The organism is Candidatus Kurthia intestinigallinarum (assembly GCF_003991225.1).
GTDB lineage: Bacteria > Bacillota > Bacilli > Bacillales_A > Planococcaceae > Kurthia > Kurthia populi.
Map to the genome: position 1 here is coordinate 123,989 of NZ_JTFC01000041.1, position 15,293 is coordinate 139,281.

A 15,293-nucleotide genomic window follows, 5' to 3' on the forward strand; every position below is an offset into this window, starting at 1 on the left:
TCGCGCTGTAGCGTGGTTCCGGTTTTTCGTTGCGAACACTAAAAAAGGAAGATGACGTGTTTTGTCCCAGCCTCTTTTTGTATTTTAACGCCAAACATAATATTCCCCGTGCCCATCAATTTCTCTTAAAATTTTCTCCGAGATGATTTCACCTTGATAGATAGAATCTACATGCAAATGTGTATCAAATAGATTATTGTAGACGTGATATAGAGGCTGTTCCATACTATTAGTCTGCAATAAGTGAAGCAGTTCTTCTTTTAGGGCGGGCGGAAATTGATTCGCTACATGCGTATGGAAAATGATAATTTGAGTGTTTTCCTGCAGTGCCTTTTTTAGAAGGAGAGGCAATAGTGGTCTGAAGTCTCCTTCTATTAATTGACTCTTAACATGCCTATTTAATTGAATCGCTGTTTTTAGATTTTCTTTGCGCTGCGTTAATTCAGGCCATATTAGACATTCAAGCCATAAAGCTTGTTCCTCATCCTGTGTATCGACAATGGAAAGAGGAGGTAGTGTGCTTAATGGATTACCTAAATTTTTTGCATAGATTTTTAGAGGACTATTAAATTGTCCAAACTGAATGGGTGGTTGCTGTTCAATATGATAATGAAAGTGTTCGAGATTCAATAAGAGTCCGGCACTTGTTCCAATTTCAATGATTGCTAAAGGCTTTAGAGATTTTGCAGCGATTCCACAAAAAGAACCGATCGTGATTGCATTGTCATCATCGCTAGCATCGACATTTATTTTATCGATATTACATCGTTTCACATTGGAAGCACGAAATTATAAGCTTGAAATTTTGATGCTTAATCAGCATGATGGAGCTGAGCTGTTACAATCTAAAAAAGCGGATATTGTCATAGATTTAAACCCTACAAAGCAAAAAGAGTATCATGCAGAAAAACTTATTAGTGCACCATTAAAATTAATTTATTCACCCAAGCTATTAATGGCTGGAGATACAAAAGATGCGCGCTTACATCATTTATTTACAAATAATGAGCTTGCCATCGGTTATTTAAATGAGCATGTCCCAGTGTTGCAATGGCTAGAAAATGAGTATCCAATCCATTCCTTTACAGGGGGGAAAGATAGTGTTTTTGCTATTCAATTAATGCAAGACCAATTAGTCCTTGGCTTATTAACAGAATTTTTAGTAGAAAAAGAATTAATGAAGAATGAATTAAATGCATTAACTATAGGAGATATTGCAAATTTTTACGAGGTAAATATATTTGCTTCCTACAACCGTAATCAGCAAAATATTCAATCTTTTTTACATAGTTTGCGAAGTTCTTTAACATAAATCGATGGTTATTTTATATTTACCGTTGACAAACAAAAAATAGAAGCGTAAAATCATAAAACGTAATCATTACTATTTAAAAAAGAGGTGTCTAGTATGCGTGTAAACATTACATTAGCTTGTACAGAAACAGGAGATCGCAATTATATAACGACAAAGAACAAACGAACGAATCCAGAACGTCTAGAATTACGAAAATATTCTCCGAGATTAGGGCGCGTCACATTACATCGTGAAACAAAGTAGCGATAAAAAATTTTACAAAAAAATAAATCGTAATAATTACGATTAAGGAGTGGCGACAACATGACAAAAATTCCGGTGACGGTACTGAGTGGGTATTTAGGTGCGGGGAAAACAACGATGTTAAACTATATTTTACAAAATGAACAAGGCTTACGTGTCGCAGTTATCGTGAATGATATGAGCGAAATTAACATTGATGCAGCATTAGTCGCACAAGGAAGTGGGATTTCGCGTACCGATGAAACATTCGTAGAATTATCAAATGGCTGTATTTGCTGCACACTGCGTGAAGATTTATTACTGGAAGTACAGCGTCTCGTAGATAAAGGAAATATCGATTATATTGTTATCGAATCGACGGGTATTAGCGAGCCAATTCCAGTTGCACAAACATTTTCATACAATGATGAACAATTAAATATCGATTTAACGAAAAGTTGTGTGCTTGATACGATGGTAACCGTTGTCGATGCCAATCGTTTTTGGACAGACTTTCAATCGGGAGAGAGCTTACTTGCACGTCAACAAGCGGCTGGGAATAAGGATGACCGTGATGTGGCCGATTTATTAATCGATCAAATTGAATTTTGTGATGTGCTCGTCATTAATAAATGTGATTTAGTTACGCCACAGCAATTAGCGCAATTAGAGCGTATATTAAAATCTTTACAACCAGAAGCCAAAGTCATTCGTACTACATATGGCGAAATTGATCCGAGTGCTATTTTACATACTGGTCGATTTGACTTTGAAAAAGCCTCAGCAGCGGCGGGATGGTTACAAGAGCTAAATAATACCCATCATACACCGGAAACAGAGGAATACGGCATTGGTTCGTTTGTGTATACACGTACTTTACCATTCCATCCGGCGCGCTTTAAAAAATGGGCAGATCATTTACCACTATCGATTGTCCGTTCAAAGGGCTTTATTTGGAGCGCTGGGCATCCTAATATGGCGCTATTATTTTCACAGGCAGGCTCGTCTGCAACATTGTCACCATTAACGTATTGGGTAGCATCTCTACCGAAAGCTGAGCAGCAACAATTAATGGCGCAGGAGCCTGAAGTGTTAGCAGAATGGGACCCGGAGTTTGGAGATAGAAAGACGCAATTAGTATTCATTGGTATGGATTTAGAGCAAGAAGCCATTACGAAACAACTAGATGCATGCTTGCTAACGGCGAAGGAAATGGATGCGGATTGGTCCACATTTGAAAATCCATTTGATTGGCATGTTGCACATGAATAAAACACGCATTGTGCTACTGAGCGGTTTTTTAGGAAGCGGAAAGACAACGTTATTAAAGCATCTATTAGCACAAGAAGATCAACAGCATGTTGCGGTCGTCATGAATGAGGTAGGTGAAGTATCGATTGATGGTAAGCTATTGCCTCCGGATACACATCTTTCAGAGATTACGGATGGCTGTATTTGCTGCACAGGACGGGATGAATTAGAGCGCGCAATTTTAACCCTATATCAACAGCAAAAACCTGATGTAATTTATATCGAAAGTTCTGGAATCGCACATCCACTTGAAGTTATTGATGCTTGTTTATCCCCCGTTATTGCCGAATATATGACAATTCAAAAAGTCATTACAATAGTAGATAGTGAACGCTGGAGTAAAAAACATCTTTATCGTAAACCGCTTCAAAAATTAATGGATGAACAAATTAAATATGCAGACCAAGTATTAATTAACAAAGCGGATTTAATTACGCAACAACAATTTGAAACAATCGTACAAGATATTAAAATGATTCAGCCAAATGCACAGTGGCGCATGACAACACATGGTCGTATGCCTCTTGATACACACTATTTTACACATGCAAATGGACGTGCAACGGAGGCGCATATGAAGCATCATTTACATGTGCATCACTTTGTTTATACATTTAAAAAAGTTATCTCAAAGCGGGCCCTTGATGCATTTGTAAGAGCGTTACCCGCTACTGTATTTCGTATAAAGGGCTTTGTGTCAGTAGATGAGTATCCGGAAAAAACAACCTTATTTCAGTATTCATTTGGTGTTCCCCTATATTTTCCACAGGAAGTCAAGTTCCCAACAACACTCGTTTTTATCGGAGAAGATTTAGAAATTGAGCAATTAAAACAACAATTGGAGGCTACATAATGGCAAAAAAATCAAAAATCATACGCAATGAAAAACGTCGAGCTATAGTTGAAAAATATACAGCACTGCGTCAACAATTAAAAGAAGAGCATAATTACGAGGCATTGCAAAAATTACCGCGTGATGCATCGCCAGTAAGACTTACAAGACGTTGTGAATTAACGGGGCGCCCACGTGGTAATATGCGCAAATTTAACCTATCACGCATTCAATTCAGAGAGCTTGCTTACAAAGGTCAAATTCCAGGGGTTAAAAAAGCAAGCTGGTAATAGAACGTAAAACACTTCTAAAGAATTTTCTTAGAAGTGTTTTTTAATTAGTAGCTCCCTTATAGCAACTACACGATATGATACACTGCTAATGAATAAATGTTAACAGGGGGATATATGCAAATTTTTAGCTATTTAAATCGATTACACTACGATATTGAGAAGGTGCGTATGTCCATAACCTTAGCAATTGGCATTCTTTTAATTGGTGTGTTATTTGATGCCTTTATCGTGCGCATGATGATTGTCCCCACATTGATGCTTTTAATGGGCAAAGCGGCTTGGTATATGGCGAAATGGTTAGATAAAATATTACCAAATGTTGATATTGAAGGCGAAACAATCATGAGCGAAATTGAAAAAGAAAAAGAGCAGAAATATTAATTTCTGCCCTAAAAAAACGTACATCGTAAAAAATGTACGTTTTTTTTATGCGATTTTTAAAAAATTACGTACGTAACATATATTTTCGCTCAGGGCGCCCGACCGTTCCATAGAGAAGGGCAGTTTCGAGCACTTTTTCAGCAACTAAATGCTCTAAATACCGGCGCGCAGTTGAGCGACTAATACCCATTTTTTCGCTCAGTTCATTGGCAGTCACCTTATCCAGCTGTTTCGCGATAAAAAGCTCCTTTATCGTATCAAGGGTATGTGTGTCGATACCCTTTGTTGAAGTAGTTGCTTGTTCTTCAACAACTGTATGTAAAAAGAGCAAATCTAATTGTTTTTGTTTGAAATATTCGTTTGTAGCAAACATTTTTTGCTCTTTTTGTAATTGTTGAATCGGCGCTTGTAACCGCTCCTCATTAAAAGGTTTGACAATATAATCATAAACTCCGAGCGCTTTTAGTGCATGAATATGCGTCGCTTCAGCCGCTGCTGTGACCATTACAATGGCGACTTTTGGATGTCTTTGACGAATATGCATCACAAGTTCGTAGCCCTCAACATCTGGGATATAGAGGTCAAGAAATAGCATATGTGGAACCTGTTTTGAAGCGAGTGCTTCTTTTACTTCCTGTCCATTACGAAAGCTGCCAGTTACTTTACAGCGTTCTAATTGCTCAATATACTCTTGGTGGATATTCGCAATACGAAAATCATCTTCTACAATCCAAATATTCATTATGAATTCCTCCTCAATACTAATAAGAAGCAGGCACCTGATAAATCACCAGCATCTAAGAAAATATCGCCATCTACTGCCTGCATTGCTTGTTTTGACAATGCTAAGCCATGACCGCGATCATAGCCCTCATTTGTTGAAAAGCCACGTTCAAAAATTTTCGTGGCGAGCTTATCATCGACGCCATCACCACTATCTTGCACTTCCATTAATAATTCATGCTCATATTGTTGGATGCTCACACGTACTTCTTTTAATGAATTCTTTGATTTTAGTACCGCTTCAATCGCATTCTGTATTAAATTTCCAAGAGCCATTGTGACGGCATTAAGCTGTTCATCGGTACAAGGCATGAGCGTATCATCCAGCTCAATCTGTAAGATAATATTTTTTTCCTGCGCTTCAATCATTTTACCGACAAGTAAAGCATTTAAAATCGTGTAGGGCTGTTGATTAGTAAATGAATATTGTTGATGTTTGTTTATTTGGTCTTGTTCTATGAATTCAACGGCTTCTTTGACTTGATGACGCTTTAAAAGACCAAGCAATAAATGCATTTTATTTGAGAATTCATGTGTTTGTGCACGCTGCATTTTGGCTTGCTGTTTGACGTGTTGTAGTTCATTAATAACTTGCTCATATTCATCTTTTTTCCGCAACGTATAAAGCGCACCTTCACGGTCTTTTTTTACATACAATGGCTTCTTTGATAAAATAACGGTTTCCTCTCCAAGTGCCATTTCTACTGCTTGAAATTCAGATTTTTCGGTTAAGCGTAGAGGAATGATATCACTAATGTCCCGTTCCATTAGAATCTTTTCTTTATTAAAAAAATGATAAGCACTTGGGTTTGCAGAAGTGATAGTATGATTTTTGGTTGTGGTAATGATGCCGTCGCTCGTCGTTTCTAAAATGGTTTGATTGAGCTGATAAAGCCTTGCAATCTGCTTAGGCTCCATATCGAAAAGCTGTTTCTTCATATAAATAGATAATAATATGGCACAGAGTACCCCAATCAAGCCGACTAAAATCGAAATACGTAGCCAATGAAAGAATACGCTATCAATATTTTCTTGGACGGTTGAGGTCATAAAGCCAACAGAAACAATACCAATAATTTTACCATCCTTTTTGACAGGGACCTTTCCGCGAATTGATTTTCCTAAGGAGCCTACGCGTTCTGTAATAATTGATTCACCTTTTTCAAGCACAGGAGTGTTATCACCGCCAACCATATGAAAGCCAATTTTATCTGGCTCCGTATGAGAATAACGAATGCCGTCCATATTCCCTACAACGACATAAGCAGCACCGATATTTTTCCGAATGCTTTCCGCTATCGGTTGGATGGCTTTACTCGGATCTTTATCATCAAATGCGTCAATAATATCATCCGTATCTGCTACGAGATGAGCTGCTTGGAGTGCTTGCTTCGCAATTTGTTTATTTGTCGTTTCTTCGATATGATGTTCAAGTAAGACAAGGAAAATGCCACAAATAAGGAAAATGATTGTACTGAAGTAAAGAATCATTTTTGTTTGAAATTTCATATAAATCACCACGCAATCGCCTTCGTTCCTTCTATTATAAGCGGTTTTGGTCATTTAGCGAAGGGTATAGAATTACAGAAAAAAGATTTTTATGCATTATAGGAGGAATTAGATGAAAATTTTTAGAAGTAGTGAATCATATGATAAAGTAGGGCAACGTATTGAGTTTCGTTCACAGTGGCCAGGGATTGCTGAGGGGGATAAAGAGCAAGAAGATTATGCTTTTGGCCCATTACAATCTTTTGATCATGCCATTATTCGAAAAGGAACATTAATTAAAATGCATGAGCATAAAAATGATGAGATTGTTAGCTATCTTGTAAAGGGTGAATTTGTCCATGAAGATTCGCATGGCTCATATGAAACAATTCGTGAAAATCGTTATATGCTAATGAGTGCGGGAGAAAGCTTCTTCCATCAAGAAGGTACGCCACATATGGACGCGGAAATGCTACAAATTTTTGTGCGTCCGCGTGAAGTTGATTTGCCACCAGAAGTTCATTTTGCAAAATATGAGCCACAACAAGGCTTTCGTTTAATTGCAGCTCCTAGCGATGCCCCATTATTGATTCGCCAAAATGTCCATATTTATGATCTTCATGGTAAGGCTGGTGAAAGCTATGCGATTCCAGCATATGAAGATTATGCAACGTGTATTTATGTGTTTGATGGAGCAATTCGAGTAAATGCAGAAATATTAACGAAACGTGATGGTGCTACCGGAAATGATTTAACAGAATTGACGTTTACAGAAGATGGGCTAGTGCTGGCATTTTTAGTTGATTTAGAGGCACCAATGACGAAAGAAGGGCCGTTTAGTGGACGTAATCGACCAACTGATAAAATTGTAAGTCGCATGTGGTCAGATGTGAAAAAGGATGTTGACTGATTATTCAAAATACGATAGAGTGAAGGTAACTACATAAAGCATTAGGTGCTCTAGTAATAGAGAGAATAGGGAATAAAGTGCAAAACTTTAGCGGTCCCGCCACTGTAACAGCGAATGGTCGTAAAGGATGCCACTGATTTTTTCGGGAAGGCTTACGACTATCTTGACCTGAAGCCAGGAGACCTGCCTAACGCTGTATACGTACGTATAGACGATGGAAAAGTCTGTAGTTTATTTGTAATGCAAATAAACTACAGGCTTTTTGTTTTGTGTAGACAACGAGGAGGAAGAACAGATGTCATTATTACAACAAACAATTGAACAAATTACCGCAACAACAAAGGCGAATTACGATAAAGCGGAGAACTATATCGATTCGCTTGCAAAACCACCAAAAAGTTTAGGAAAGCTAGAGCGTATTGCGGCAAAACTAGCGGCAATCCACGATGGAGAATTCCCAAAAATTCATAAAAAAGAGGTTATTGTCTGTGCAGGAGATCATGGAGTATGCGATGAGGGTGTTACAACCAATCCGCAATCTGTAACGGTTTTTCAAACATTAGGCTTTCCTAAAGGGACAACAGGGGTATGTGCTCTTGCAAAATCGGTAGGGGCAGAAGTTGTGGCCGTAGATGTTGGTGTGCTAGAAGATTTACCAGCAGATTCAGGTGTGATCTTGAAAAAAGTTAAATATGGTACAGATAATATGGCGAAGGGCCCTGCGATGAGTCGAGATGAAGCCATTCGTTCGATAGAAGTTGGAATTGAAGTAGCAACACAGCAAATTAAGAATGGGGTAAACTTGTTAGCAACTGGGGAAATGGGTATTGGTAACACGACACCAAGTGCAGCAATTTTATCCGTGTTAGAGGATTGTGACCCGCTTGAAGTAACAGGTTTTGGTGCAGGTGTTGGAGAAGGTGGTATCGCTTATAAAGCGGAAGTTATTCGCAAAGCAATTGCACTAAATCAACCTAATCGTGACGATATTATTGATGTGTTGGCCAAAGTAGGTGGTCTTGAAATTGGTGCAATGGCAGGAGTTACATTAGCTGCAGCGGCAAATCGAGTACCACTTGTCGTGGATGGCTATATTTCAACCGTAGCTGCATTAATCGCAGCAGAACTAAATCCACATGTACAAGACTATGTGTTAGCATCACATGCCTCTGAAGAACCGGGGGCTAAAATTGCAGCAGCGCGTCTCGATATTGAACCAATGTTACATATGAATATGCGCTTAGGTGAAGGATCCGGTGCTGTTTTAGCATTCCCAATTATTGAAGCGGCATTATCGATGGCGACAACTATGGTTACATTAGAGCAAGCTGCATCAATTATTCAACCAAAGGTCTAGAGTTTGAGTGAAAAGTCTCGTTTTATACGAGGCTTTTTTTATTACCTTAATTCCTAATGTACGAACAAGTTATGGGTTTCTTTTTTCATTCTATTATTTTTAGAATTTTCTGACTTATTACACAATTGAGCTAATTTAACTAAGTTTTTGAACTCAAATTTTATTTTTTACGTTTCGTTATAAAAATAAGAGGAAAATATGACTATACGAGAAAAGCTTTTTTGTATTAAATGAAATTAAATAAACCTTTTTTCGTGGTAGAAAGCTTATTTTTATTTTTTTGATGAATTTAATAACAGAAAGGAGAAAGGCTGATGAGGAAACCGCTAGTAGAAAGATTTTTAATTGCACTTGCAGCAACATTTGTATTTGTGTCTCCAACGATGAATTCAATTGCTGTAGCAGAAGGCACGACAACAGATGGTGGACAGTCTACGGTTACAGATCAAGGTTCTAGCGAGCAACCAAAAGTTTCAGAAGACAAGGGTCAAACAAAAGAGCAACCTACAACACAAACACCCGATTCAAAGGGAACAACCAGTTCATCAGGTGATGCTACACAGCAACCTGCAACACAAACACCACCTGCATCGAATGATTCGTCAACGAAAGATAATAGTCAAAAGGGTAATCCTGAGCAACCAAGAGCCCCAACAACAGGAAAAGAGGATAATCAAGGAAATAACGGAAAAGACAATCAAGGAACGAAGCCTCAGACAACAAAGTCAAATTTAGCAATTACAAAATATGACAAAGATACAGGTGCAAAATTAGCCGGAGCTGTCTTTACTGTAAAGGCTCAAGATGGTAGCTCAGATGTGACAGTAACAACGAATAATTCTGGTTTTGTAAATGTAAATAGTTTAATTGTTGGCAAAACGTATATCGTTACAGAAATTAAAGCACCAATAGGTTATAAGGCTTTGAATACATCAAAGGTTCACACAGTGCATCAAAGTCATAATACACTTGCTTTCTATAATGAAAAAGAAAAGCCGGTTGAGCAATTTACGACATTAACAATTATTAAAAAAGCATCAGATACACAAAAACCATTAGCAGGGGCTACTTTTAGTGTGAAAGCACAAGATGGTAGTGGGAAGGCTAAAGTCGTGACAACAAATGCGAATGGAACAGTCACTGCAACAGATTTAATTATCGGTAAAAAATATATAGTGACAGAAACAAACCCACCACAGGGCTATACAGTTAGTGAGGGTGCAAAAGTAATTACAGCTGGTACAGAAAAATACGTACAGTTCTTTAATAGTCCTAAGACGCCAATACCAACGAAAAAAGGTTCAGTAACAATTTATAAAAAAGATAGTGACACAGGCAAGCTATTAGAAGGGGCAACATTTGCATTAAAGCAAAATGGCCATAAAATCCTAAGTAAAACAACGGGTGCAAATGGGATCGTAACATTTAGCGGGCTTGATACAACAGGCTCTTATACGGTAGAAGAAACAAACCCACCAGTAGGTTATCAGCCGGCAACTGGTGAGCAGAAGGTGACATTTGGCGCGCAAATGAAGACAGGTGGAGGCAGTCATGAAGTTACGACATCACTTGTTTTTTATAACAAAAAAATAGTGACGCCACCAACGAAAAAAGGTTCAGTAACAATTTATAAAAAAGATAGTGACACAGGCAAGCTATTAGAAGGGGCAACATTTGCATTAAAGCAAAATGGCCATAAAATTCTAAGCAAAACAACGAGTGCAAATGGGATCGTAACATTTAGCGGGCTTGATACAACAGGCTCTTATACGGTAGAAGAAACAAACCCACCAGTAGGTTATCAGCCGGCAACTGGTGAGCAAAAGGTGACATTTGACGCGCAAATGAAGACAGGTGGAGGCAGTCATGAAGTTACGACATCACTTGTTTTTTATAACAAAAAAATAGTGACGCCACCAGAGGGGAAGCATCGTATTACGATTTACAAAAAAGATGCAGCTGATAAGAAGACACCACTAGCAGGGGCAGAATTCACGCTGAAGCTAGGTGATCAAGTTATGGGAACAAAAATAACGGGTGCAAATGGTGTTGTTCAATTCGCTGGTCTTGCAGCGGGAACGTATACAATTGTAGAGACAAAAGCGCCAGCAGGCTATAAAGCATTAACGACTAGCCAATCTGTAACAATTGGCGGCGCATATGCATCAACGTATAGCGGAGACAAAGGCTCGAATAAAGATGTTGTATTCTATAACGAAAAAGAAAAACCTGCAAAAACAGGCGAATTAACAATTGTGAAGAAAGACAAAGATTCAAATGCTTTATTAGCAGGGGCAGAATTTAAAGCGACAAATAAAGCAACGGGTGAAGTAGTTGGCTCAGGAATTACAAATGAGCAAGGCGTTCTTGTCATTAAAAATTTACCAGTTGATGCAACTTATACTGTAGAAGAGGTTGCGGCACCAGCTGGATATGAAAAAATTACAGGCACCCAAACAGTAACGATTGATTCAGATAAGAATAAGGTAAAAGGAAAAGATAAATGCGCCGTATCACTTGTCTTCTTTAATAAAAAGAAAACGACAGATGAAAAAGGTAGCGTAACGCTGAAGAAGATTGATAACGATACAGGTAAAGCGTTAGAAGGTGCAACATTTGCTTTATTCAATGAAGCAGGAGAAAAAGTCGCAGAAAAAACAACAGGTGCAGATGGTTATATTGAAGTGACCGACCTGAAGCCAGGAACATATTACTTCCAAGAAACAAAAGCACCAACAGGCTACAAAAAAATAGATACGAAGTTTACCGTAACCGTAAAGGATACGAAAAAAGGTGAGCATCATAATGGAAATAGTGTAACCGTTAAAAATGAGCTAGAGAAAAATGGTCTAGGTGTTGTTAAACTACAAAAGACTGAAAAAGGAACGGACAAGCTATTAACAGGTGTTCAATTTAAATTATATGATGCAGACTATAAGCTAGTATCGGATACGGTGTATACAACACAAAATGGGTTCATTACAGTAACGGGTCTGACACTTGGAGAAACATATTACTTCCAGGAAACAAAAGCATTAGATGGCTATGAACCAAATACAAGTTTCCAAAAAGTTGTAGCAGGTGCTGAAGTGACTCCTGGTGTGGTGACGATGGAAAATGAAAAAACAACACCGAAAGTGGGCGCAGTTGGTTTGACGAAAACAGATGCGGTCACAGGAAATACACTAGCGGGTGTTAAATTTAATATCGTCAATAAGGATACGGGAGACATCATTCCAGTCGTGACAAATGAATGGGGTCAAATAAATCGTGGTGACCTTCCAATGGGTAACTATTATATTGAAGAAACGGGACCACTACCTGGCTATGAAAAGAACACAGAAAAAATTGAATTTAGTCTTCCGAATGAAAAAGGTTCAACAGACGAAGAAAAATATTACCCAAGATTTACGATGACGAATATGCCAATCTCAACACCAACCTTATATGATGCAACGCTATTAAAAATTGATAGTGCAGATCATAAGCTTGTATTAGAAGGAGCGGTGTTTGGGGTGTACAAAGCAGGTAGCGACGAGCCAGTTACAAAAGTAACAACGGGGGCGGACGGTACGGCTACGGCTACAGGACTTGAAGCGGGTAGCTATTACTTTAAAGAGCTTGTCCCACCAGCAGGGTATGACAAAAATGAGCAAAGCTATCCATTTACAGTAGGGGAAGATAAAGCAAAAGGTGGCGACCATCATTCGAAAAAAATTGTCGTGAAAAATAACAAATCGACAGTAGAAGAGGACAATGGTTCGGCATCCATTCGAAAAGTAGATGAAAAAGGCAAGGTACTACAAGGTGCGACGTTCCAATTGTATAAAGGTGATGAAAAAGTAGGCGAACCAATTGTCACAGACAATAATGGTGTCGCAGGCGTAGCGAAATTAGCTTATGGTGATTATTATTTTGTTGAAACGAAAGCACCAGAGGGCTATAAGCTAGATTCAACACCAATTAAGTTTACGATTTCAAAAGAGCATAAAGAGTTTACAAAAACAGTTAAAAATGAAAGAGAGAAACCGGAGCCGCATAAAGGAAAAGCTTCAATTAAGAAAGTGGATGAAGATGGCAAGCCACTTGCAGGCGCCGTATTCCATTTATTCACAAGCGATAAAACCTTTGTGAAGGAAGTAACATCTGGATCAGACGGCTATGCGATTGTTGATAATCTTGAAGTAGGTAACTACTACTTTGTTGAAACAAAGGCACCAGCTGGCTACGAAGCTGATTTAACAAAAATGTACTCAGTTGAAGTCACAAAGCATGGTGGCCATTCTAAAGTTTATGCGGTAAATAAATTGTTGCCAGTTGAAACAGGCAGCGCGACATTAGTTAAGGTAGGCGAAAATAAGCAACCATTAGCAGGCGCGGTCTTCCAACTTTATAAAGATGGCGAGCCATACGGCGACCCGATGACAACAACAACAGACGGCGTTATTAAAGTAAGTGACTTAGCATTCGGTCACTACTACTTTAAAGAAGTAACGGCACCGGCAGGCTATGTGCTAAATGACAAACCGATTCATTTCACATTAAGTAAAAAAGATATGACATTTGAGCGTGAAGTACTCAACGAAAAAGAAGTAACACCACCAGTACTTGGCTCTGCAACTTTAATGAAAGTAGATAGCGATACGAAGGAACCACTTGCGAATGCCACATTTGAATTGTATAAAGACGGTGCATTATACGGCACATACACCTCTGATGCTACAGGTTTAGTGAAAGCAAGTGAGTTACCACTCGGAAGCTACTACTTCAAAGAAACTGTACAACCAACAGGTTACAATTTAAATAGTGAAATTGTGAATTTCACATTAACAAAAGATCAACTATCATTCCACCGAGAATTTGCAAACACAAAAACGGTTGTCGTACCACCAATCTTAAAAGGTAATGTTGTGTTGATGAAGACAGATGTCGATACGAAAGAGGGATTACAAGGAGCAATCTTTGAGTTACGCAATGCACAAAATGTAGTGGTACAGTCGGGTCTGACAACCGACGCGACAGGACAAATTATCGTGAAAGATCTTGATGCAGGCACTTACAGCTTCATTGAGACAGTCGCACCAGCAGGCTATAAACTGAATACAGATCCTGTAACCTTCACTGTGAAAACAGGGGATACGGTTTATGTATCAAAAACAAACAAACTAGATACGGGTAGTGTCGTACTGACGAAAATAGATAAAAAATCAGGCCATGTATTAATGGGTGCGACATTCAAAGTAGTAGATGCGACAGGTAAAACGGTAAAAGAAGGCTTAACAACAAATGCAACAGGTCAAATTATGGTCGATCAATTAGCGCCAGGTGCTTATAGCTTTATCGAAACAAAAGCACCAGCAGGCTATAAACTAGATGCGACACCAGTTGCATTTACAATAACAGCAGACCAAACAGCTGCAGTTCAGGTAACGAAAACAAATGACTTAGAACGAGGTAGTGTTGTTCTAACAAAAGTAGATGAAGATTCAAATGTTGTATTAGCAGGTGCAACATTCAAGCTACAAGATAGCGGTGGGAATGTTGTAAAAACAAACCTTGTTACAAACGCAGCAGGTCAAATTGTTGTCAATGATTTAGAGCCGGGCGATTATTACTTTATCGAAACAAAAGCACCAGCAGGCTACAAGCTGGATGCAACACCAACAAAAGTAACAGTTGCTAAAGGATCAAACCAACTAAATTACGTGACGAAAACGAATAAAATGTTAGCAGGTACGGTTATGTTGACAAAAGTTGACGGTAAAACAGGTAAAACGCTTGTAGGTGTTGTATTTAATCTAAAACGTAGTGACGGCACGATGCTACAGCAAAATCTAGTAACAGATAGCAACGGTCGTATTACGGTTAGTAATTTAAAACCTGGTACGTATGCATTTGTTGAAACAAAAACATTAAAAGGTTATAAATTGAATAAAACACCAATGACCTTCACGATTACAGAAGATGTCACATACCCAGTGTTGATTTCATTTATTAACTGGAAAGCATACGAAGCACCAACTGAGGAACCAGAAGAACCATCAAACCCAGGTACACCAGGAAAACCAACGAAACCAACAACACCAGTGACACCAACAACACCAAGCACATCGACGGGAACGAATACGCCAAATAACGCGTCAGCACCAACTGTGAAGGCGACAACAACGTATACAAATCCGCCACAAGCATCAGCTACTCCAACAACGACTGCAGGAACGAAGAGTCTATTACCACAAACAGGTGTAGGCTATGCAACAACTGCAGCAGCCGGAATGGCCATTGTATTGTTCGCATGGTGGTTAATCCGTCGCTCACGTAGAGCACATTAAGAGCTAATCTAAAAAGAGGCTAGGATAGAAGCCTACCTCAACACGCACAATAAAAAGAAGGAATCGCAC

11 protein-coding genes, 1 pseudogene and 1 riboswitch are annotated in these 15,293 nt (G+C 38.7%); of the genes and pseudogenes, 9 read left to right on the forward strand and 3 right to left on the reverse strand.

Annotated features, from left to right (window positions below; genetic code table 11):
- Positions 1–84 precede the first annotated feature (84 nt).
- Positions 85–774, reverse strand: coding sequence for a DUF2332 family protein (locus QI30_RS16330; RefSeq protein ID WP_126991646.1), 690 nt, complete (start codon positions 772–774; stop codon positions 85–87).
- Between QI30_RS16330 and QI30_RS16335 the strand changes: the two genes are divergently transcribed.
- The 6 genes and pseudogenes from QI30_RS16335 to QI30_RS16360 form a co-directional block, all read left to right on the forward strand.
- The gene (locus QI30_RS16335) at positions 659–1,312 is read left to right on the forward strand and encodes a LysR substrate-binding domain-containing protein (RefSeq protein WP_126991647.1); all 654 of its coding nucleotides are present in this window, start codon (positions 659–661) and stop codon (positions 1,310–1,312) included. The two genes, QI30_RS16330 and QI30_RS16335, sit on opposite strands and share 116 nt — an antisense overlap.
- Positions 1,313–1,408: 96 nt before the next feature.
- On the forward strand, positions 1,409–1,558 hold the full coding sequence (gene rpmG, locus QI30_RS16340) for a 50S ribosomal protein L33 (RefSeq protein WP_029498883.1): 150 nt from the start codon (positions 1,409–1,411) through the stop codon (positions 1,556–1,558).
- 60 nt (positions 1,559–1,618) lie between these two features.
- Positions 1,619–2,809 (forward strand): GTP-binding protein, encoded by a 1,191-nt coding sequence (locus QI30_RS16345; RefSeq protein WP_126991648.1) that lies wholly within the window; start codon positions 1,619–1,621, stop codon positions 2,807–2,809.
- Positions 2,802–3,701 (forward strand): CobW family GTP-binding protein, encoded by a 900-nt coding sequence (locus tag QI30_RS16350; protein WP_158621053.1) that lies wholly within the window; start codon positions 2,802–2,804, stop codon positions 3,699–3,701. Before QI30_RS16345 ends, QI30_RS16350 begins: the two co-directional genes overlap by 8 nt.
- Entirely contained in the window at positions 3,701–3,970 is a 270-nt protein-coding gene (rpsN, locus tag QI30_RS16355; protein ID WP_029498879.1) for a 30S ribosomal protein S14, read from the forward strand. The genes QI30_RS16350 and rpsN overlap by 1 nt, the downstream gene beginning before the upstream one ends.
- A gap of 198 nt (positions 3,971–4,168) precedes the next feature.
- Positions 4,169–4,354, forward strand: a pseudogene (locus tag QI30_RS16360) (hypothetical protein); the annotation flags it as partial.
- A 64-nt stretch (positions 4,355–4,418) separates the two neighbouring features.
- Here QI30_RS16360 and QI30_RS16365 read toward each other — a convergent pair.
- Together QI30_RS16365 and QI30_RS16370 are read right to left on the reverse strand one after the other, a co-directional pair.
- Entirely contained in the window at positions 4,419–5,096 is a 678-nt protein-coding gene (locus QI30_RS16365; RefSeq protein ID WP_126991650.1) for a response regulator, read from the reverse strand.
- Positions 5,096–6,646 (reverse strand): ATP-binding protein, encoded by a 1,551-nt coding sequence (locus QI30_RS16370; protein WP_158621054.1) that lies wholly within the window; start codon positions 6,644–6,646, stop codon positions 5,096–5,098. The genes QI30_RS16365 and QI30_RS16370 overlap by 1 nt, the downstream gene beginning before the upstream one ends.
- Positions 6,647–6,758: 112 nt before the next feature.
- Here QI30_RS16370 and QI30_RS16375 point away from each other — a divergent pair, with 112 nt between their 5' ends.
- The 3 genes from QI30_RS16375 to QI30_RS16385 all read left to right on the forward strand — a co-directional run bounded on the left by QI30_RS16375 (position 6,759) and on the right by QI30_RS16385 (position 15,224).
- Entirely contained in the window at positions 6,759–7,535 is a 777-nt protein-coding gene (locus tag QI30_RS16375; protein WP_126991652.1) for a pirin family protein, read from the forward strand.
- A gap of 26 nt (positions 7,536–7,561) precedes the next feature.
- Positions 7,562–7,740: riboswitch (cobalamin riboswitch) on the forward strand.
- A 90-nt stretch (positions 7,741–7,830) separates the two neighbouring features.
- Entirely contained in the window at positions 7,831–8,892 is a 1,062-nt protein-coding gene (cobT, locus tag QI30_RS16380; RefSeq protein ID WP_126991653.1) for a nicotinate-nucleotide--dimethylbenzimidazole phosphoribosyltransferase, read from the forward strand.
- A 314-nt stretch (positions 8,893–9,206) separates the two neighbouring features.
- Positions 9,207–15,224, forward strand: coding sequence for a SpaA isopeptide-forming pilin-related protein (locus QI30_RS16385; RefSeq protein WP_126991654.1), 6,018 nt, complete (start codon positions 9,207–9,209; stop codon positions 15,222–15,224).
- The last annotated feature ends 69 nt before the right edge of the window (positions 15,225–15,293 follow it).